The 19,485-nt window shown below is 67.2% G+C and carries 17 protein-coding genes; 7 read left to right on the top strand and 10 right to left on the bottom strand.

Translation table 11 applies throughout. The features are described from left to right. Nucleotides 1–737: IS3 family transposase (locus tag Asi03nite_RS34170; RefSeq protein ID WP_203684652.1), on the top strand; the 737-nt coding region annotated here is incomplete at its 5' end. Nucleotides 738–753: 16 nt separating this feature from the next. Then, the gene (locus Asi03nite_RS34175) at nucleotides 754–969 is read left to right on the top strand and encodes an IS3 family transposase (RefSeq protein ID WP_203684653.1); all 216 of its coding nucleotides are present in this window, start codon (nucleotides 754–756) and stop codon (nucleotides 967–969) included. Between the two features lie 11 nt (nucleotides 970–980). On the opposite strand, the gene Asi03nite_RS34180 is transcribed toward Asi03nite_RS34175, so the two are convergent. The 3 genes from Asi03nite_RS34180 to Asi03nite_RS38270 all read right to left on the bottom strand — a co-directional run bounded on the left by Asi03nite_RS34180 (nucleotide 981) and on the right by Asi03nite_RS38270 (nucleotide 3,951). Next, entirely contained in the window at nucleotides 981–1,556 is a 576-nt protein-coding gene (locus tag Asi03nite_RS34180; RefSeq protein ID WP_239103129.1) for a nucleotidyl transferase AbiEii/AbiGii toxin family protein, read from the bottom strand. Nucleotides 1,557–1,645: 89 nt separating this feature from the next. Then, nucleotides 1,646–2,008, bottom strand: a complete 363-nt coding sequence (locus Asi03nite_RS34185; protein WP_203684654.1) for a hypothetical protein — start codon at nucleotides 2,006–2,008, stop codon at nucleotides 1,646–1,648. 1,013 nt (nucleotides 2,009–3,021) lie between these two features. Then, entirely contained in the window at nucleotides 3,022–3,951 is a 930-nt protein-coding gene (locus tag Asi03nite_RS38270; protein ID WP_239103130.1) for a 3-methyl-L-tyrosine peroxygenase-related protein, read from the bottom strand. Between the two features lie 346 nt (nucleotides 3,952–4,297). Here Asi03nite_RS38270 and Asi03nite_RS34195 point away from each other — a divergent pair, with 346 nt between their 5' ends. Next, complete coding sequence (locus tag Asi03nite_RS34195) at nucleotides 4,298–4,510, top strand: MbtH family protein (protein WP_203684655.1); 213 nt, start codon at nucleotides 4,298–4,300, stop codon at nucleotides 4,508–4,510. A gap of 784 nt (nucleotides 4,511–5,294) precedes the next feature. Next, nucleotides 5,295–5,831, top strand: a complete 537-nt coding sequence (locus Asi03nite_RS34200) for an LmbU family transcriptional regulator (protein ID WP_203684656.1) — start codon at nucleotides 5,295–5,297, stop codon at nucleotides 5,829–5,831. A 61-nt stretch (nucleotides 5,832–5,892) separates the two neighbouring features. On the opposite strand, the gene Asi03nite_RS34205 is transcribed toward Asi03nite_RS34200, so the two are convergent. Further along, nucleotides 5,893–7,029, bottom strand: a complete 1,137-nt coding sequence (locus tag Asi03nite_RS34205) for a branched-chain amino acid aminotransferase (protein WP_203684672.1) — start codon at nucleotides 7,027–7,029, stop codon at nucleotides 5,893–5,895. A gap of 33 nt (nucleotides 7,030–7,062) precedes the next feature. Between Asi03nite_RS34205 and Asi03nite_RS34210 the strand changes: the two genes are divergently transcribed. Together Asi03nite_RS34210 and Asi03nite_RS34215 are read left to right on the top strand one after the other, a co-directional pair. Next, nucleotides 7,063–7,956 (top strand): LLM class flavin-dependent oxidoreductase, encoded by an 894-nt coding sequence (locus Asi03nite_RS34210; RefSeq protein WP_203684657.1) that lies wholly within the window; start codon nucleotides 7,063–7,065, stop codon nucleotides 7,954–7,956. A 76-nt stretch (nucleotides 7,957–8,032) separates the two neighbouring features. Next, complete coding sequence (locus tag Asi03nite_RS34215) at nucleotides 8,033–8,419, top strand: RidA family protein (protein ID WP_203684658.1); 387 nt, start codon at nucleotides 8,033–8,035, stop codon at nucleotides 8,417–8,419. A gap of 83 nt (nucleotides 8,420–8,502) precedes the next feature. On the opposite strand, the gene Asi03nite_RS34220 is transcribed toward Asi03nite_RS34215, so the two are convergent. The 5 genes from Asi03nite_RS34220 to Asi03nite_RS34240 form a co-directional block, all read right to left on the bottom strand. Next, the gene (locus Asi03nite_RS34220) at nucleotides 8,503–8,913 is read right to left on the bottom strand and encodes a cupin domain-containing protein (RefSeq protein ID WP_203684659.1); all 411 of its coding nucleotides are present in this window, start codon (nucleotides 8,911–8,913) and stop codon (nucleotides 8,503–8,505) included. Between the two features lie 23 nt (nucleotides 8,914–8,936). After that, the gene (locus Asi03nite_RS34225; RefSeq protein WP_203684660.1) at nucleotides 8,937–9,947 is read right to left on the bottom strand and encodes a methyltransferase domain-containing protein; all 1,011 of its coding nucleotides are present in this window, start codon (nucleotides 9,945–9,947) and stop codon (nucleotides 8,937–8,939) included. Between the two features lie 35 nt (nucleotides 9,948–9,982). Continuing rightward, nucleotides 9,983–10,897, bottom strand: a complete 915-nt coding sequence (locus Asi03nite_RS34230) for a 3-methyl-L-tyrosine peroxygenase-related protein (RefSeq protein WP_203684661.1) — start codon at nucleotides 10,895–10,897, stop codon at nucleotides 9,983–9,985. A gap of 19 nt (nucleotides 10,898–10,916) precedes the next feature. Continuing rightward, the gene (locus Asi03nite_RS34235; RefSeq protein WP_275409519.1) at nucleotides 10,917–11,378 is read right to left on the bottom strand and encodes a VOC family protein; all 462 of its coding nucleotides are present in this window, start codon (nucleotides 11,376–11,378) and stop codon (nucleotides 10,917–10,919) included. 96 nt (nucleotides 11,379–11,474) lie between these two features. After that, nucleotides 11,475–13,226: a gamma-glutamyltransferase family protein gene (locus Asi03nite_RS34240; RefSeq protein WP_239103131.1), complete on the bottom strand. Its 1,752-nt coding sequence runs from the start codon at nucleotides 13,224–13,226 to the stop codon at nucleotides 11,475–11,477. A gap of 262 nt (nucleotides 13,227–13,488) precedes the next feature. On the opposite strand from Asi03nite_RS34240, the gene Asi03nite_RS34245 reads away from it, so the two are divergent. Beyond that, on the top strand, nucleotides 13,489–13,767 hold the full coding sequence (locus tag Asi03nite_RS34245) for a chorismate mutase family protein (RefSeq protein ID WP_203684664.1): 279 nt from the start codon (nucleotides 13,489–13,491) through the stop codon (nucleotides 13,765–13,767). 2 nt (nucleotides 13,768–13,769) lie between these two features. Here the strand turns inward: Asi03nite_RS34245 and Asi03nite_RS34250 are convergent, their stop codons facing one another. Beyond that, nucleotides 13,770–19,460 carry a non-ribosomal peptide synthetase gene (locus Asi03nite_RS34250; RefSeq protein WP_203684665.1) on the bottom strand — a complete coding sequence of 1,897 codons (5,691 nt, stop codon included), beginning with the start codon at nucleotides 19,458–19,460 and terminating at the stop codon, nucleotides 13,770–13,772. Nucleotides 19,461–19,485: the final 25 nt, after the last annotated feature.

The following is a 19,485-nucleotide window of genomic DNA, read 5'->3' on the forward strand; positions in this document are numbered from 1 at the left end:
AAGTCCGCGGCGAGTTTCTTCGCGGCGGAGCTGGACCGTCCGTCGCGATGAAAGTCGACTTCGTCGACTCCCACCAGGCCGAATACGGTGTCCAGCCGGTCCTGCAGGCTCTTGAAGATACGCCGGCACAGATCGCACCGTCGACCTACTACGCCGCCAAGACCCGCCCCGTCAGCGCCCGCTCGCAGCGCGACGCCGAACTGACCGTGATGATCATGCAGATCCACGCCGAGAACTACGGCGTCTACGGGGCCCGCAAGATTTGGAAGGAACTGCGCCGTCAGGGCATCGAGGTGGCCCGGTGCACGGTCGAACGGCTGATGCGCGCCGCCGGGCTGCGGGGACTGCTACGTGACAAGTCACCACGGACCACCCGCCCGGCCGCCGAGACCGACCGGCCCCGTGACCTAGTCAAACGTGACTTCACCGCGGAGGGTCCGAACCAGCTGTGGGTCGCCGACCTAACCTACGTGCGCACCAGCGTGGGCTGGGTATACGCCGCGTTCGTCCTCGACGTGCACTCCCGCATGATCGTCGGCTGGCAGGTGTCGACCAGCCTCTACACCGATTTGGCCCTCGACGCGCTCAAGATGGCCATCTGGCGCCGTCAGAACCAAGGTGCTGACCTGCGCAAACTGATCCATCATTCCGACCCGGGGCGTCCAATATCGAGCACTGCGCTACACCCAGCGACTCGCCGACGCCGGTGCCGTCGCCTCGGTCGGTTCCAAGGGTGACTCGTTCGACAACGCCATGGCCGAGGCGTTCAACTCCCTGTACAAGGCCGAACTCGTCCGGAACAAGGGACCCTGGCGCGGACTCGATGACCTGGAGATGGCCACCGTCGAGTACATCGACTGGTACAACAACCGGCGTCTGCACGGCGAACTCGGCCATGTCCCACCCGCCGAACACGAGGAACTACACGCGATGACCCAGCCAGTCACCGCACCCCTGAAAACCAGCTAACCAACTCTCCATCAAACCCGGGGCTTGACAGTTCGGCCTGCCAGGTCCGGAACCGTTCGCGCATCGCCGCGACCTGGTCGGGTTCGAGCCCGTAGTCGATGAAAGCCCTGATCGTCGAAGCGGCTGTTCGCGCCGAGCATCTGCGCGAAGAGCTGCCGGTCGAATCCGGCGTCGGCCTCTGCCGCCAGGATGCATAGCTGCTCCGCCGTATATCGGCCACAAGTTATAGCGGCGTCGATGTCGATGAAGTCCCGCGCGGCGGCTCGGTTGTACAGGGCATCCGTCTTGCCTGCCATCACGTCGTCGGGGTGCAGGACCGGACCGATCTGCATCTCAACGGGCGGTTGAGCGCGCCAGTTGGCGACGAGTTCGACCCGATGTTGCTCGTCCGGATCCGCGGCCTGACTGACGTGCAGCCGGGCGAATGTCTCCAATCGGAGATCAACCACAACATCGAATCCTTCGCCTTCGAAGGCAGCGATGACGGCATCCACAGCGTTTGGAAAGTCGGCGCGTCGTTGCCAGTCGGCGAACAGGTCGACGTCCTCACTCGGGCCTGTCGATGATGCCGTGCGCCGCGACGGCATGCCCTCCAGCCAAAGCGAAGCCGAACGGGCCGCCCGCGCGAAGACCGATCTCGGCAAGCACGAGGTGCAGTGGTCCGCCTCGTGAGGCACTACGCAGCGGCCCTGCGGGATTCAGCAAGTACCGGGTGCTTCGACTCCCAGGCGAGTCGCAGCTGCGGCGGAAGGACCAAGCCGCCCCAAAGGCTTCGAAGTGTCGGCCCGTTCAGCCAGAGCTGCAGATCCTCGATAGTTGTCGCCTCGCGCAGGACGGTCTCGTACATGCTGGCGAGCCGGCGCGGGTTGTCGAGGTCATGTCGCGCACGCCCCGACCAGTCGAGCCGTCGGCTGAGCACGACCTGACCCGCGATCGGCCCGGTCAGCTCATCGAGTTGCTCGACGACGACATACGGCCGCTGATCTGCGTACCGTGACCCGCGCGGCGCGCCAGGCCCCGACTCGGTCAGCTCCGCCACAGTCCTGTTCCTCTCATCGCATCTCCGGCAGGCGGGCGGGACCCCATGCGGGTCCTATCGCCGGTATCGGGGCCGTGCGACCAGCGCAGGATTAGGAGTTGGTTCTTTACGCTCAAGGATGGTCGCCGCTCGCCGGAGGCGAACCAGCGCCGGGAACTGTGCTGGATGACCTGTCTGACAGATTGCAGCCCGGGGCACCGGAACTCTCCACACGTTGCGCCATCAACGGTTACCGCGGCCGCTGGATGTAGTCAGCAAGCACCCTAATGATTACATATAGTGAAGATTATGACAACTCCTACCGTCATGTACCGACTCCTCACCATCGTCATTCGCGAAGCCTGCCCCTGACAGGCTTGTCGGGCGACGCGGAGCGACGGCTCGCGGGACAATCCGACATAGGCCAATCCATCGCGCCAGTTAAATAAAGCGATGAATTGGCCCAGGATTTACCCACGATGCTAACCGAAAGTATCCGTAGTGGACTTCACATCGTCCCGGCACCCACACGCAAAGTAGCCAGGGTGACAGTCGGCGCCCCAGCCCTGAGCTGCGAAAATGGTTCACGCGGCGCACCGGAGTGCCCTGTCGTACCCACGCGGCCCATCGATAGCTATCTCGAACTCGTAAATCGCGGACATCTACGAGTCTCGGAGACGAAAAACAGGGCCGACCATCCAAAGTCGACCCTGCTTTGACCTGCCAAAACTCGCCTTTTAGTCCTTCAGGAGCTGGCGGGCCATGACGATCCGCTGCACCTGGTTCGTGCCCTCGTAGATCTGAGTGATCCCAGTCCATCTATGTCCTGAGCTGCGAAAACGGCGCTCGCGGCACCTCTCGCCCGGAATTCGCGCAGAACGCCGACGAGGTCATCAGCGCGTTTAGCCCACCTCCGCGAGAATTCCATTGGCATAGGATGATCTAAGGCGATCTGGCACAACCGCGCTACAGGACAGCCCCTGACCAGGTCTCTGATCGCGCACGACCACTGACAACAGCTACGACTTACTCGTCTAGGCGGTGATCGGCTGCCGCAGGGCAGCCACGGCCGCATGGGCGGCCGCCTCCAACACGTCGCTGATCCGTGCCTCGATACCGGCCACCTTCGAATCCCACAGCCCGGCCGGGCGCTCGTGCGCGCTGTCCGAGCCGGCCGGATAGAGGCCGTTGACCCGCAGGTCCTGGAGGATCGCCCGGACACGCAGCAGCAGTTGCGTCACAACCCGTTCCCGGGACGTCACCTCGCGGGCCGTGCTGTAGAAAGCGTCGTACAGAGCCACATTCTCCGGGGTGGACTTGCTGAGCGTCAGCCCGTCGTTCGCCCGCAGCAGCGAGCCATCACTGGGCACCAGCTTCGCCGCTACGGCCACATGCACCCGATGGTTAACCCGGCTGGCCTCGATCACCCGGGCGATATCCTCGGGCGCCATCCGTCCCCGATAGGCGCCCCGCAGGGCAAGTAGCTTCGCCATCACGGGCACATAGTCCACCGCCCACCGGCCGGAGAAGGACCGGTGCTGCAACGCCATCGCCGGGCGAATCAGCCGGGCATACGCCTCCCGGGTCGGCACGCCGGCGTAAACCAGCAGCGCCGAGTAGCCGTCGAGCAGTGCGGCGGCGTTGCGGGCCGCGGTTGGCAGCCCGTCGCTGAGCACCAGCGCGAGCTCGTCGTCGAGCAACTGCCAGAACGTGGACGAGGCCTGGTTACCGGTGATCCAGCGGAACCAGAGCAATTGGTCGATCGAGTGGGGGTCCGGGGCCGGCGGCGCCCCGGCGTCGGCGCTCAACTTGGCACTCTGGCGCAGCACCTCGGTCAGATCTCCGTCGAGCCACCGCAGGCCGGGCTTAGGTAGGATGAGCGGCATCAAACCGTAGGGGTAGCCGCCGAATTCCCAGTCGAACGGGGTTCGTCCGGCGGTGCTGGAGAGCGCCACGGCGATCATTCCTCCTTTTTCGGGCGCCTGACTCACGTTCGCAATACTCGAGTCCACAAAGACAGTACGGCATTAGCTGTGGCGGGCGGCACAGCCCACGAACTCTAACACGGAAAAGTCGCGGAAATGCTTCTCATGACCACCCCTGAGCTCACTGGTTCCGCCGCGAATGTATCGCCGGCGAGACACCTCCGCCGGCAGCGAGCACGGCTGTTCCGACGGTACGGGCCGACTGCGCCGCCCCCTTTCCAGTAATCTCGGAGGAAAGGACGAACCGTGCCGAAGTCCGGTTCCCGCACCGCCCCGAATTAACGGATAGCACCCTTATCAAGACAACTCAAAACGGAGCTGAGCGATGACCAATCCATTCGAGCGCGACGACGCCGACTACGTGGTTCTTGTCAACGACGAGAACCAGCATTCCCTGTGGCCCGACTTCGCCGAGGTGCCCGCCGGATGGACGGCGAGGTTCGGACCGGACCGCCGCCAGGCCTGCCTGGACTACGTCGAGCAGAAATGGACCGATATGCGGCCGGCGAGCCTGGCACGTGCCATGGAAGCCGCATAGTAGAGCAGCTGTACCACAAGGTGATCGGTGATTTCGGCCGGTCACCTCGTGGCGTTTATCGGCTCGTTGGTGAGGCGCGGCGAGCGCCGCACCACCCTTACCACATCTCCGCATCGCCGATAGGCGAAGATGTGAGATCGCCCGCACGCAGTGCGCGTCACACCCGGCGAACACGTGCCCGGATGTGCTGAGCCGCCCAGCCGGGCGCACGTTGCGGCTCCGCTCAACGCCCCGGAAGGTATCGCCACTCATCGAATTGTGCGAGCCAAGAACACGGAGGGCAATCGCGCCCCGGAAGCTCTTTTGGCATGTCAAACAATGCTTGAACAACAATCGTAGGGGCTTTTGCATACTGACAGTGATCAACCCGCGGCGGGATGCTACGGGGATAGAGAAATTCTGTTGACGACATCCTCCATCCGGTCTACTCTAGACGGCACATCAGGCAATGACATGTGACCAAACGGGGGATGCATGCCCATCAGCCGGGCCCACAAAGGCCCCGTTCATCACACAGATCTCGCCCTCCGGGCACGGCCCTTCGAGCAGCGGCCTCGCTTTCCGGCATGTCCGCACTGCGCGGCAAGCTCCGGAGACACAGATATTCAAGAGGCTGGCGCACCACAACCAATACTCTAGACGGCAATTCCTGGAGGGCTCCACCATGCACCGCACACGGGGATTAAACCGACTTGAATCCGGTATTCAAAGTCGAGCAGTTTCATCCATCTCCGCTTCTGCAGACGCAGCCAATCCCTCTATCGGGCAATTACTTCAGGCCAGCATGACTCGCACGACGCTGGCACTCCCGAACGACCTGCCAATCGAATCATGGTCCTCCATCGGGGACCATTTGCTATCCGTCTCCGATTCGTCGTCCTGGTGGATCGGCGATTGGCTGGTATTCGGCCAGGAGCAATACAAGGACCGCTACCGGCGAGCCATCAAGGGAACGGCCCTCAACTACCAGACCCTGCGCAACTACGCCTGGATCGCCCGTCGATTCGAGCCGGCTCGCCGGCGAGCCCGCCTCACCTTCCAGCACCACGTGGAAGTCGCCGCCTTGCCACCTCACATTCAAGATCACTGGTTCGGACTCGCCGAGAAATTCGGTTGGTCGAAGAACGAGTTGCGCAAGCAGATCAGGGACAGCGAGTCGTCCTCCGACACTCCGATAAAGCCCACCGAACTCCGGGTCAGCCTCCGTCTCAGGCAGGAGCACATCACCCGCTGGGAAGAGGCGGCACGGCGCAACAATCGAAGCCTCATCGAGTGGATCACCGAGGCTCTCGACAACGCCACGGTAGCGCTCGACCACTGACGCCACCGCCTCGTCACCCGGCCGGTCACATGTGCCACTTCTGACCGGCCGGGCGCCGGCCTCAGCCGGCGACCTCCAACACCTCGGAACGCCTCGATCGTGCGTCGCTGATTCCGGAGATCCAGCCGTGCCGGTCCGGTGTCCGGCCGTGCTGGATGTCCAGCAACTCCTGGCGCAACCGCGCGGTCAAGTCTCCCGTCCCGCCATCACCGATCACCACCTCGCCGTGCCGGCCGTGCAAAGATCCGATCCCCCGGACGACCGCGACCGTCCCGCAGGCGAACATCTCGGTCACTCGGCCAGCACGGGCCGCCTCCTGCAGTTCGTCGATCTCGATGGGTCGCTCCACCAGGCGCGCCCCACGATCCGCGGCCAGTCGCATGATCGAATCCCGGGTGACTCCAGGTAGGATCGTGCCGGTCAGGGGTGGGGTGCACACGCTGCCGTTGTCGTAGACCACGAACACGTTCATGCCGCCGAGTTCCTCAACGAACCGGCGCTCGGCCGCGTCCAGGAACAGGACCTGGTCACAACCGACCTCGGCCGCCCGGCCCAACGCCGGCATACTGGCCGCGTAATTGCCACCGCATTTGACGTCACCAGTACCCCCACGTACCGCCCGGACGTGGTCATCACTGATCAGGATCCGCATCGGCGGGGCCTCGCGACGGTTCACCACGACCGGCGAGGCGATCACGCCGAACAGGTACGCGGCGGCGGGTTGCATGCCGAGTGTCGGCTCCGTGGCGATCTGAAACGGACGTAGGTACAGCGTGCCCTCCGGGTGGTCAGCCACCCAGGCCGCGTCACTGCTGACGAGTTCCTCGACCGCTCGCCGGAACAGCTCGGCCGGCACTTCGGCCATCGCCAGTCGGCGGGCCGACGCGGCGAAACGCTCGGCGTTCCGCTCGACCCGGAACAGGTTGATCCCGCCGTCCGCCGCACGGAAGGCCTTCATACCTTCGAAGATCTCCTGCCCGTAGTGGAAGACCGCCGCCGCCGGTGACAACCGCAACGGTCCGAACGGTTCCACCAGGCCGTCGTGCCATCCACGCTGCTCGTTCCACCGCACGGTGACCATGTGCTCGGTGAAGACCTGACCGAACTCTCCGCCCGCCACCAGCGCGGCACGGTCCGCCTCACCAATCGGGGACTCGATCATACGTTTCTGGAACTGAAGCGATTCTAGGCTGGTCATGCTCAAACCCATTTCAGCGAAAGGAATACGACCGTGCGCGTCGGCGTAATCATTCTGCCCGATCGGGGATGGCAGGAGTCGAAAAATAACTGGCGTACGGCGGATCAACTCGGATTCGATTCAGCTTGGACCTACGACCATCTCTCCTGGGGCCCGCTCATTGACCGACCCTGGCTCTCCGCCTTTCCGACCCTAGCGGCCGCCGCGAGTGTCACCGAACGAATCGAATTGGGCACCTTGGTGACCTCGCCCAATTTCCGGCACCCGGTTCTGCTCGCCCGCGACGCGCTCACGATCGACGATCTGTCCGGCGGCCGCTTCGTGCTCGGGGTCGGCGCCGGGTCGGTGAGTGCGGGCGACGCCCAGGTACTGAGCTCTGAGCCGCTGGCGCGGACCGCCCGGACCCGGCGCTTCGCCGAATTCGTTCAGCTCCTCGATCGCCTGCTGACTGAACCGCTGGTCGACCACGACGGCGCCTTCTACACCGTTAACCAGGCCCGGAACGTGCCCGTCAACACGCCAGGCCCGTCCATCCCGCTGGCAATCGCGGCAACCGCCCCTCGAGGGCAAGAGCTGGCCGCCCGCTTCGGTGACATCTGGGTGACCCTCGGACCACCCGAACTCTCCACCGCCTACCAGCCGGCCGCGCTGGCCGCCGTGGTCGGCGCTCAGATGGCGGGTCTGGAGGCGGCGTGCGACCGGGTAGGAAGGGATCCCGGAGAGCTGCGCCGCGTCTTCGTGATGACCGATCTCTCCGCACACGCATTGGCATCAACCGAGTCCTTCGTAGAATTCACCGAGGAATACGCGAACCTGGGGATAACCGACCTGGCGTTTCACTGGCCCCGCGAGTCCGGCATTTTCGCCGGAGATCCGGAGATTCCGTTCCGCGTCGCCGAGGCGCTGCCGGCGCTCCGCGACAAGTAGCAAAAAGATGTGTCCGGTTTGCCGTCTCGCCGGCGGGACGACAAACCGGAAAGCAGTGTTGAGAAAGGGAGCAGCAATGGAAGAACGCCAGTTGGTGTCCGGCGGCAGCCGGTTCGAGGAGATCTTCGGATACTCCCGGGCGGTACGGGTGGGTCCGTGGATCGCCGTCGCCGGATGCACGGCCGCCGGGCCGGAAGGACCGGTGGGTGGCCCGGACATGGCCGCCCAGGCCCGTGAGTGTCTGCGGCGTATCGAGGACGCGCTGGGCGAGGTCGGCGCTTCGCTGACGGATGTGGTGCGCACCCGTGTCTTCACCACCGATGTCACAGCCTGGGAGAGGATCGGCGCGGTGCACAACGAGTTCTTCGGGACGATCCGGCCGGCCAGCACCATAGTCGAGGTCGCCGGCCTGGCCCGGGATGATCTGTTGGTCGAGATCGAGGCGGACGCCGTCCGGCTCTGAACGCCGTCAGGGGTTCTCCGTTATGCGGAGAACCCCTGACGGCGGTCACCGGCGGAGATCTGCTCGCGGTCCGGTGGCGGTTCTCAGACCGCGTCCGGGTCACCGTCCGTGAGCAGCAGTCCCAAGCAGAAGCTGCCCGGCTCAGCCTTGCGGGTGACGAAGTGATGCACGGTGCCGGCCGGGATCAGCATGGCCGCGGGCGCCACCAGTTCGTGGTGCACGTCATCGGTGTACACGTCGATGATCGCCCCGCCCGGCTCCTTGGCCAGCAGCAGATAGACCTCCGGAACGGTGTGGGTGTGCGGCGCGGCGACCGGCTTGCCGACCTTGTCGCTGATCTCCCCACCGGCCACCTCGAACTTGAGGCCACCGAGCATGTCACCGGTCAGGAAGAACGGCGTCGGCTCGAAGTGGCCGCCGACGTTCTTGAATACCGGCAGATCCCGCAGCACCACCGGCGTCGGCTGATCCAGCGTGCCGTCTTGAACAGTCATGGTTGTCCTCCGGTCAGCCGGCGTCAGGCCGGAACGAGGTGGTAGATGAAGCTGAAGGCGGGCAGATCGATGAGCCGCCGCTCGTGGCATCGCCATCCGCTGCCATCGAGCGCGGTCTCCCACTCCTGCAGGGTCGGCAGGAACTGTCCCATGGTCGAGTGCACCAGCTCGAACCCCAGCGTGAAGAGCGGGTACTCGCCCTCGGCGACGTCCGTGGACCGGCAGGTGTCACCGAGGAGCAAACCCTTGGCATTCGGGAAGGCCTCGCGGAGCTGCCGTAGCGTCCGGCGGCAGTTCTCCAGCGGCCAGAAGTCGTGTCCCATCAGGAAACTGGTCAATAGATCGACCTCGGCGAACTTCTCGTTCGGCGTGAGGTTCAGGACGTCGTCGCGCAGCAGCGTGATCCGATCCTCGAGCCCGGCGTCGGCCACCGCTTCGGCGGCCACCTCGAGGGCACCCTGGGCGATGTCGATCCCGATCCCGCGGCTGCCCGGATGCCCGTCGACGATGGAGATCACCCGGTCGCCGCTGCCGCAGCCGAGATCGGCTAACGAGGTGAACTCGATGCCGGCGAGCAGCTCGGCCAGCGGCGGATCGAAGAAGTTGCGCGCGATGCTGCGGCAGGCCCGGCTGATCGCCGCGGAGTCGCGCTGCAGTCCGTGTTCGGCCCGCACCTTCTCACTCGACAGGCGAGGCAGGTCGGTGAAGAGCTCGCCACAGCCCTGCGTGAGCCAGTAGAAGAAGCCGCGGGTCCGGAACGCCTCGGCGAAGCCCATTCCCGGCCGGGCGATCCGGCGCTCCGCGTCGAGCGTGGCGATCCGGCGGCCGGTGAGAGCGAGGACGATGGAGTGCAGGGTCGGCAGGTGGACACCCCGACGCTCGGCAAACTGCGACAAATCCACCAGCCCGGATTCGTCCAGCTCGTCCAGCAGTCCGATCTCCCAGGCCGCGCTCAGTGCTGCGGCGGCGACGGCGCCGTTGAACGTATCCGCGCAGTAACGAGCATCCGAAGAAAGGTTCAGGTCCACGGTCATCGATGAGAATTCCTTCCAGCGGGAAAGCGGGGTGGTCACCGGGCACCGGCCGGGACAGGGACGCCCGATCCTGCGAGCCGAATGATCCGAAGCAGGTCCGAGATCGCGGATTTGGCCAGGGCGGCGACTTCGGGACTACGCAGCGCCGGCGGATTATCCTCAGCACTGGGGGCGTACCAAGGGAGCAGTCCGCCGGTAGACAGGTCCAGCACGATGGCGTGCAGACGGCGGACCAGCTGCCGGGTCACGATGTCGGCGGAGACGGCCATCCGCGTGGTCAAAAAGATGCTGTCGTACAGCCAGGTGAGGCTGCGACGGCGCATCCGCCACGGCCCGGAGCCCGCGTTCGCCTCCTGCAGGAGGCTGCCTCCGGCGGGCAGCACCTTGAAAGCGATGCCGTCATGCACCTGCTCGTACAGGCGGCACTCGTCGCGCAGCGCGGCGGCCGCCGGGCCGGTACCGAGCTCGATCTTGCCACGGACCAGCTGACGCATCGAGGTGTAATCGACGGCCCACGACCCGCTGAGATTAGGATGCTGCCGTGCCATCGGAAGTCGGATCACCCGCTGGTAGATCTCGCGCGGCGGGGAGCTGGTGTACAGCAGCATCAGGCTGAACCCACGGACCAGCAGCCGAGCCTGATCGGCCAGTTCCTCCTGATCGACGTCCGCGCTCGTGATCTCGTCAAGCACGGCCGACAGCATCTGCCACATCAGGAACGACGCCTGATGGCCGGTGATCCACCGGAACCAGAACACCCGGTCGATCTCGACATCCCCGACCGGCGTAAGCCCGGTGGTCTCCACACCCGCAGCCAGCCGCTGGTGCACGGCATTGATCAGCTCGGCATCCGCGGGTGGCGTGCGGGGCAGCCACTTCGGTGGTAGCGCGAGCGGCTCCAGCCCGTACGGATGGCCGCCGAACTCCCAGGATGCGCTCGCCGGCAGCACCGAGACGACGGCGTCGAGGTCAACGGCTGCCATCGTCGCCGCCCGGCATGTAGCTCATCTCGATCTCGAGACCGTTGACGTCGTACGCGTAGAAGCTCTGCATGCCGTCGGCATCGATGTCGATCTCACCGGCCGGCTCCGGGCGGCGGAAGACGTACCGGCCAGAGTTGTACAGCTCCATGTACTTGTCACGCCAGCGGCTCAACTCCTCCGGTGAGTCCACCCGGATGCAGACGTGCTGGAACTGATTGCTGTCCAGATCAGCCGGATCGTGTCCGGGACCCCGGGTGAACAGATGGAACCGCATGTCACCGGAGGCCATCTCGACGACCCGTGCGAGCCCCGGCAGCCGCTCACAGCTCTGCGGGGAGAATCCACTCTCCATGGACCATCGGGCCACACAACCGAAGAAGTCGGTGTACCAGGCGATGGCACTGTCGATGTCGCTGGTCTGCACGGCGACGTGATGGAGGGCACCCACCAGCGGCCGCGGTTCGATGCGCTCCGGTGTTCTCGTTTCGGCTGACAACTCTGCGTCATCCCATCTTTGTCGGGCGCCGGTCTGATGGCGGAATGGTCAACGGGCGGCGGCGTAGGCCTGTCGGCCGCGCGGACTGGCTGCGGCGAGGACGAACCCCGTCTCGTCGGCACCGGTCGCGCAGACCTTGCCCTGGGACAGCGGCGGCGCCAGCACGACGTCGTGACCACGCAGCCGGAGTTCGTCGATGACGGCCGCGTCCGCGCTCGACTCGACGGTGAGGCCGCCTTCCCGGGACTCACGCGGCGTGAACGACGACGGTGGGGCATCCGATTGGAAGGCGAGGGCCTCGGTGGCGGCCTGGGTGTCCAGGCCGAACTCGGTAACGGCCAGGAAGAACTGCAGCGTCCACTGGTCCTGCCGGTCGCCCCCGGGAGTACCGAAGCCGAGGCGACGGCCGTCGTCGCCCAGCACGATGGTGGGACTCAGCGTGGTACGCGGACGACGGCCCGGGGCCAACGAGTTCGGGTGTCCCTCGGCCAGCCACATGGTCTGGCCCCGGGTGCCGAGGGCGAAGCCCAGCTCCGGCATCGTGGGGGAGCTCTTCAGCCAGCCGCCGCTGGGGGTCACCGCCGCGACGTTGCCGGCCCGGTCGGTGGCTGAGAGGAAACAGGTGTCGCCTCGGGCTGCGGTAGCTTGCACTACCGTCGGCAGGCCGTCACCCAGCTGGGTCAGCCACTCATTCGCCGCCGGATCAATCGAGGGGACCACGATCTCGGGCGTCCACGGTGTACGGCCGTCCGGGGAACCGGGGCGCAGCAGCCGCGCCGCCTCCTTGCCGACCAGCCGTCGCCGTTCCCGGTTGTACTCGGCGCTGAGCAGCGTGGCCATGGGCACGTCGGAGTGCTCCGGATCGCCGTACCATGCCTCTCGATCGGCGAAGGCCAGGTTGGCGCACTCCACCACGGTATGGATGAACTCCGCCGACCCGAACCCCATCCCGGCCAGGTCGAACCCTTCTAGCAGGGCCAGCTGCTGCAGGAAGACCGGCCCCTGCGACCACGGGCCCGGCTTGTACACGCGCTGCCCGCGATAGTCGGCCGTCAGGGCGTCCTCGACCAGCGGCTGCCATCGAGCCAGATCCTCACCGGTGAGGAAGCCGCTGTGCCGCCGGCCAGTCGAGTCGACGGCCGGCGTGGTGACGAACCGGTCGATGGCCTCCGCGACGAAGCCTTGGTAGAAGATCCGGTGTGCCGCCTCGATCTGCCCGTCCCGGTCCGCGGTGACTGCCTCGGCCTCACGGATGATGTGCTCATAGGTGTCGGCGAGAATCGGATTGGTGAACCGTGACCCGGCCGCCGGCACCCGGCCGTTCCGGAGATACACCTGACCGGAGCCGAGCCACTCCGTGCGGAACAACGGCGCGAGGACGGCGACGGCATTGGCGACCGCCGGCAGCAGCGGGTAACCGTGGCGGGCATAGCCGACGGCGTACGAGAGCACCTCACTCAGGCGCATCGTGCCGAACTCGCTGAGCAGCGCGAGCAGCGCGCCGAACGCTCCCGGCACGGTGGCCGACAGCAGGCCGGAGCCGGGCATCTGGACCAGTCCCAGAGTCCGCATCCGCGCGATGTCCGCACCCGCCGGCATCGAGCCTTGCCCGCAGATCGACCGTGTGACACCGGTCGAGGCCGAGTGGGCGAGGATGGAGGCGTCCCCACCCGGGCCGTTGAAGTGCGGTTCGACCACCTGCAATACGAAGGCGCCGGCTACCGCGGCGTCGAAGGCATTGCCACCACGCTCGATGACCGCCATCCCGGTCGCCGAGGCGAGGTGGTGCGTGGATGACACCGCCCCCAGTGTCCCGCGCAACTCAGGCCTGGACAGCACCATTCTCCCACCACATTTCTCAGGCGATTTACAAGAAGACAGCGGCGCAGATCAGGGCATTCGAAAATCCAGCTTTCAGTGCCGCACGCAATGAACTCAGTATAGGTAGGCAGCGACCACGTAACTGCCTCCGGAGAACGTCTCGCCGGCTAGACAGAAAATCAATCGGCACCGGTGTCCGAGACGAGTCACCGAGTCCGTCCCGGCGGTACGGTCCGTTCCCGTGGACAACCTGACCGACCGTATCCAACACGACTCCATCGACCGGCTGCGGCGCAGCGTCGAAGAGCTGGACGACGAGATCGCCCAGCTGTGGCGCCGGCGCACTGCCATTTCCCGCACTCTGGACGACCTGCGCGTGGCTGGTGGCGGCACCCGGATCTCACTGGCCACCGAGTATGCCACTGTCGCTCGTTACCGCGACGCCCTCGGCGACGACGGTGGAAGTCTGGCCCTGCTACTGCTCCGTGCCGCACGGCGCGGCAAGGACCAGACCTCCTGACATCATCGCGGCGCCGCCCCCAGTTCCCGCACTTCCTCCTCGCTGAGGGCGGCGATCTCGTCCCGGATCGCGTCCTCCACGGCGAGCGCGATCCCTCGAATCGTGGGGCTGTCGAAAATCGCCCGCACCGGAAGCGCCACATCGAAACACTCCCGCACCCGAGAAATGATCTGGGTGGCCAGCAGGGAATGTCCGCCGAGCTCGAAGAAATTGTCTTCCACACCCACTCGGTCCAGGCGCAGAATTTCTGCCCAGATCTCGGCGAGCGCCTTTTCGGCAGGACTGGTGGGCGCCTCGTAGGGCTGGCCCGCACTGTGGCTCGACAACTGCGGGCGCACCAGCGCGGCACGGTCGACCTTGCCGTTGCTGTTCAACGGCAAGACCGGCAGTTCGACGTACGCCGCAGGCAGCATGTAGTCGGGCAGCCGCTCGGCGGCGAAGGCCCGCAACTGCGAGGGTGCCGGTATCGAGGCGCCGTCGGCCGCGACCAGATATGCCACCAGGCGCCAGGGCTCGTCGCCGTCCCGATACGCCTGGACCACCGCGTCCCGTACGGCCGGGTGCGCGACCAGGGCAGCCTCGATCTCGGACGGCTCGATCCGGTAGCCCCTGATCTTGATCTGCTGGTCCACCCGGCCCAGGAAGACCAACTCGCCATCGGCTGTCCACCGCACCTGGTCGCCGGTCCGATACATCCGGGTGCCCGGCGGACCGAACGGATCGGCCACGAACCGTTCGGCGGTGAGGCCCGGCGCGCCGGCATACCCCCGGCCCACCCCGCGGCCCGCCACGTACAGCTCCCCCACGGTACCGGGCCGGACCAGCCGCAGGTTGTCGTCGAGCACGTACCCGGCCACCCCGGCGATCGGCCGGCCGATCACCGGCGACTCCGGCCAACCGGCCGGTGGCCCGGTCAACGCCTCCGTGCTGACGTGGTGAGTCTCCGACGGACCGTACTGGTTCTCCATCACCACGCCGGGCAGCTTCGTCAGCAACCTGCGTACGTCCTCGGTGATCCGCAGCGGTTCGCCGCCGACGTGCAGCCGGCGCAATGCCAGGGACGGCCGGTCCCGCCGCACGCTCCAGGCGGTGGCGAGCTGGTAGAGCAGACCGGGTGACAGGTACATGCGCTCGACCCGCTGGGAGGCGAGGAGGTCCAGAAGCCGATCCGGGTCGTGCCGATCCTCGGCGGCGACCACGACGAGCCGGGCACCGCTCAGGAGGGTCACGAAGATCTCCTGGAGCGAGACATCGAAGCCCAACGAGGTGAACTGCAGGCAACTGCGCAGTCCGGCCGACTGCGTCAGCTGCCAGGTAACCATGTTGTCCGCGGTCGCCCAAGGCAGCGTGATCCCCTTCGGCCGCCCGGTCGAGCCGGAGGTGAACACGATGTACATGAGATCGGTGCCGGCCGGGTCGAAGCCGGAAGGTCGCGCCGGCGCCGTTGCCGCGCGGCTGTTCAGGTCGTCGAGGCGGAGCGTGGGAACCCCGGCACCGGAGTCCTCCTTCTCGGCGATCAACAGCCGGGCGCCGGCGGTCCGCGCCATTTCAGCCAGACGCCGGTCCGGCTGGCTGATGTCCAACGGCAGGTACACGCCACCGGCCTTGAGAACCGCCACCAGCATGGCCACCGCCGCGGCGCTGGGCGCGAGCCGCGCGCCCACCACGGTCCCCCGGCCGACGCCCTCCTCGATCAGGACGTGCGCCAGTCGATCCGTCCGCTCGGCGAGCTGCCGATATGTCAGCGTCGCATCGGCGGCGGCCACGGCCACCGCGTCGGGCGTACGTTCCACCTGCTCCTGGAAACGGCGCAGCAGCGAGCCCGCGGCGACTTCCCCGGGCCGGCCGTTCCAGTCGGAGAGCAACATCCGACGGGTCGAAGGGTCGACGATGGGGAGGCTCCCGAGCCGCCGCCGAGGCTCGGCAGCCACCGCCTCCAGCGTGGTCACCAGCTGCGCCACCAGACTCCGCATGCTTTCCGGGGCGAACAGGTCGGTGCTGTAGCCCAGCGTGCCGGTGATCGTGTCAGGGTGTTCCTGCAGCAATAGCTCGATTTCGAACCTGCTGTCCGGGATGAGCGCCGGAACCGTGGTGACCGCGGTGCCGGCCGGCGCGGACAACCGCTGCGGCGCCTCCAGGTCCATCCACACCTGGAAGAGCGGTTCCCGGCTCGAGTCGCGGTCCGTGACCAGCCGTTCCACCAGCGATTCGAACGGGATCTCGTCGTTGGCATACGCGTCGAGCGCAGTACGCCGCACGTCGGCGAGCAAGTCGGTGAAGGCAGGGTCGCCCGACCAGCGCAGCCGCACCGGCAGCGCGTTGATGAAAAACCCGATCAGCTGGTCCAGACAGGGACGGTTCCGGCCCGCGGACGGCACCCCGACCACCACGTCGCGGGTGCGTGCCTGCCGCGACAGCACGACACCGAACGCCGCCAGCAGCACCATGAACAGCGACGCACCCTCGGCTCGGGCGAGCTCGCGAAGATCGGCGGTGACCTCGGGGCTCAGACGCACCGGCACGTGCGCGCCGCGTCCGCTCAGCCGTCGCGGCCGCGGCCGATCGGTGGGCAGCTCCAGCGCCGCCGGCACGTCCCGCAGCTGTCCCGCCCAGTAGTCCCACTGATTCGCCGCTTCGGCGCTGGACAGCCAGGAGCTCTGCCATGCGGCGTAGTCGCCGTGGCCGATCGCCGGCAGCGGCCGCTCCCCCGGTCGCTGTGACTCGTACTCCGTGGTCAGCTCGCGCCAGAGCACGTCGATCGACCAGCTGTCCACGACGATGTGGTGGAAGCCGATCACCAGGAAGTGCTTATCGGGTGCCGCCCGGACCAGCCAGGACCGGGTCAGCGGCCCGGTCGCCAGGTCGTACTCGGCCTGGCTGTGCTCCCGTGCGAGACCCAACGCCACCGCCTCGGCCGCCGCCTCACCGTCGGCGCTCAGCTCGGGTAGCGGCACGTCGATCGGCATCACCACCGGCACCGGTGCGCCCTGCGCCTCGGCGAACCGGGTGTGCAGCGGCTCGTGGCGCGACCAGACCGCCGCGAGGGCGCGCCGCAGCTGGTCGGCCTCGATCGGGCCGTCGATCCGCCAGATGCCCTGCACGTTGTAGACGGTCTTGTCAGTCAGCATCTGGTCGAGGAACCAGAGGCGGCGCTGCGCGAACGAGGCCTGCAGATCGGTGCTGGTGCGACGCGGGATCACCGCCGCGGACCGGGCGAGGCCGTCGATCGCGGTAGCAAGCCGCGCGGGGGTGCGGTGCTCGAAGACCGCCCGGAGATCCAGGGATACGCCGAGGTCGTCGCGGATCCGGGTAACCAGCCGTGTGGCGAACAGCGAGTGGCCGCCGACGTCGAAGAAGTCGTCGTCCGGCGTGAGACCGGGCAGTCCCAGCACCTCGGACCAGATCCGCACCATCGCCCGGACGCCTGCCGTCATCGAGCCGGTGGACGCGGCCGGCCCCCGGCTGTCCGGCGGTTCAGGTAGCGCGGCCCGGTCAATCTTGCCCGCGGTGTTCAGCGGGAACGATGGGACGAATACGTACACCGCGGGGATCATGTGGTCCGGCAGGGTGCGGCCGAGGAAGGCGCGCACCGCGGCCACGTCCGGCTCATCCGCCGGATCGGCCGGCACGAGGTACGCGACCAGTTGGTTGGAGCCCAGCGCATCGCGCCGAGTGACAACGACCGAGCGGGACACCCCCGGATGGCGGGCGAGGGTGTGCTGAATCTCGCCGAGCTCCACCCGATGGCCACGGATCTTCACCTGGTCGTCGGCGCGGCCCAGGTAACGCACCTGGCCGTCGTCCAGCCACTGGACTATGTCACCGGTCCGGTACATCCGAGAGCAGGCACCGCCGAACGGATTCGCGACAAACCGCTCGGCCGTGAGTGTCGCCTTGCCCAGATAGCCGCGACCCAGCGCGGGTCCGGCGACATACAGTTCGCCGGGCACGCCGACCGGCACCGGCCGCAGACGCTCGTCCAGCACGTACGCCGTGGTGTTGGCGGTGGGACGGCCGATCGGCGGCGCCGCGTCGCCCGACACCGGATCGCTGAGCGTCACGATGACGGTGGCCTCGGTCGGGCCGTACGCGTTGATCAGCAGACGCCCCGGCGACCAGTACGCGGCGACCTCACCGGTCCAGGCCTCGCCGCCGGACATTATCTTCTGGATGGAATCCATCCGCTCGCCCGTCATCGCGGTCAGCACCGGCGACGGCAACGTGGCGGCGGTGACCCCGAAGCGGGCCACCGTCTGCGCCAGCGCGGACCCGAGCCGCAGCTGCTCGGTCGTCGCGATGACCAGTGCCGCCCCGGAGAGCAAGCCGCCTGTGAGATCCATGAACGCCACATCGACGCTCGGGGACACAAACTGGAGAACACGGTCGCCCGGGCCGACCCCGGTACGTTCGGTGAGCGTCGCGAGCAGGCTCGACACCCCGGTGTGGGTGACCATCGCGCCTTTCGGCAGCCCGGTGGAGCCGGAGGTGTAGATGACGTAGGCCGGGTGGGCGGGTCGCAGCGCGGTGCGCCTGTCCGCGTCGGTGACCTCGGTCGTCGGCTGCCTCGCCAGCATCTCGCGCACCGGTTCGTCGTCCAGGATCAGCCGGGGCAGGTCCGGGACGGCCGACCCTTCGGTGCATGACTCGAGATCGCGCACGCTGATGAGCAGCGCCGGGCGGGCGTCGTCGAGGATGTGCCGGATCCGCTCGGCCGGATTGTCCGACTCGATCGGCAGGTACGCGGCGCCGGCGTTCATCACCGCCAGGGCCGCGGTTACCCAGGAGGGGTCGCGCGGCAGGATCAGGGCCACCACGTCCTCCGGCCCCACGCCGCGATCGATGAGCACCCGGGTGAGCCGGTTCACCCGGGCGTTCAGCTCGCCGTATGAGATCGAGCCGCCGTCGTGGAGGATCGCCGGCAACTCCGGGGCAGCGGCCGCGCGCGCCGCGAAGACGTCGGGGAATGTCCTGGCCGGCACCGGGCGTGCCGTGTCGTTGCGGTCCACCAGCAGCGCCCGGCGTTCCTGCGGCGGCAGGATGTCGATGTCGTTCACCCGTAGGTCCGGCTCGCCCAGCTGCGGCAGGATGTGGCCGATCCGATCCCGTTCGCCGGCCGTGACCGGCAGGCGATGCCACCCGTCGGCCCCGGCGGCGGTGACGAGCGCGACAAGCGCACCGACCGTCGCGTCGAGCGGAACCCGGACCGGACCTCCCGCATCGACGTCGTCGGACTCTTGGCAGCGCCGGGCGTGCACGACCGATGCCACGGCGACAAGGCCGGCGATCTCCGCGTCCCCGGCCCGGGAGGCCGGCTCACCGGCACCGAGCTGCTCGACGATCTGCCGGACAACAGCCTCCGGCTGCTCGTTCTGCGGCCGTGCCGCGTCGTACCGGTGAAACCACACGGCACGATCACTGTTGATCCGGACCAGCGCGTGTTCCACGCCGGAGGCCGGCAGCGGCCGGCCGATCCGGTTCACCATCCAGACGGCGGCGCGCTCGACGGCGGCGGGCTCACCGCACAGATCGACGTTGATCAGATCGGGTACGCCCGCCCGGACCGCCACGAGCCGGTCCTCGCGGATCGGCCCCGGCACGGCGGCGTAGCCGGCCCGGTCGGTGACCATCTCATCGATCTCCATGGCTACCGTCCCGCCTTCCCGCGTCCGGCGGCGAACGCCTTCCTCGAACATGCTTTCTCCTTACGGGACAAGAACG

This window comes from Actinoplanes siamensis, from assembly GCF_016862395.1.
GTDB lineage: Bacteria > Actinomycetota > Actinomycetes > Mycobacteriales > Micromonosporaceae > Actinoplanes > Actinoplanes siamensis.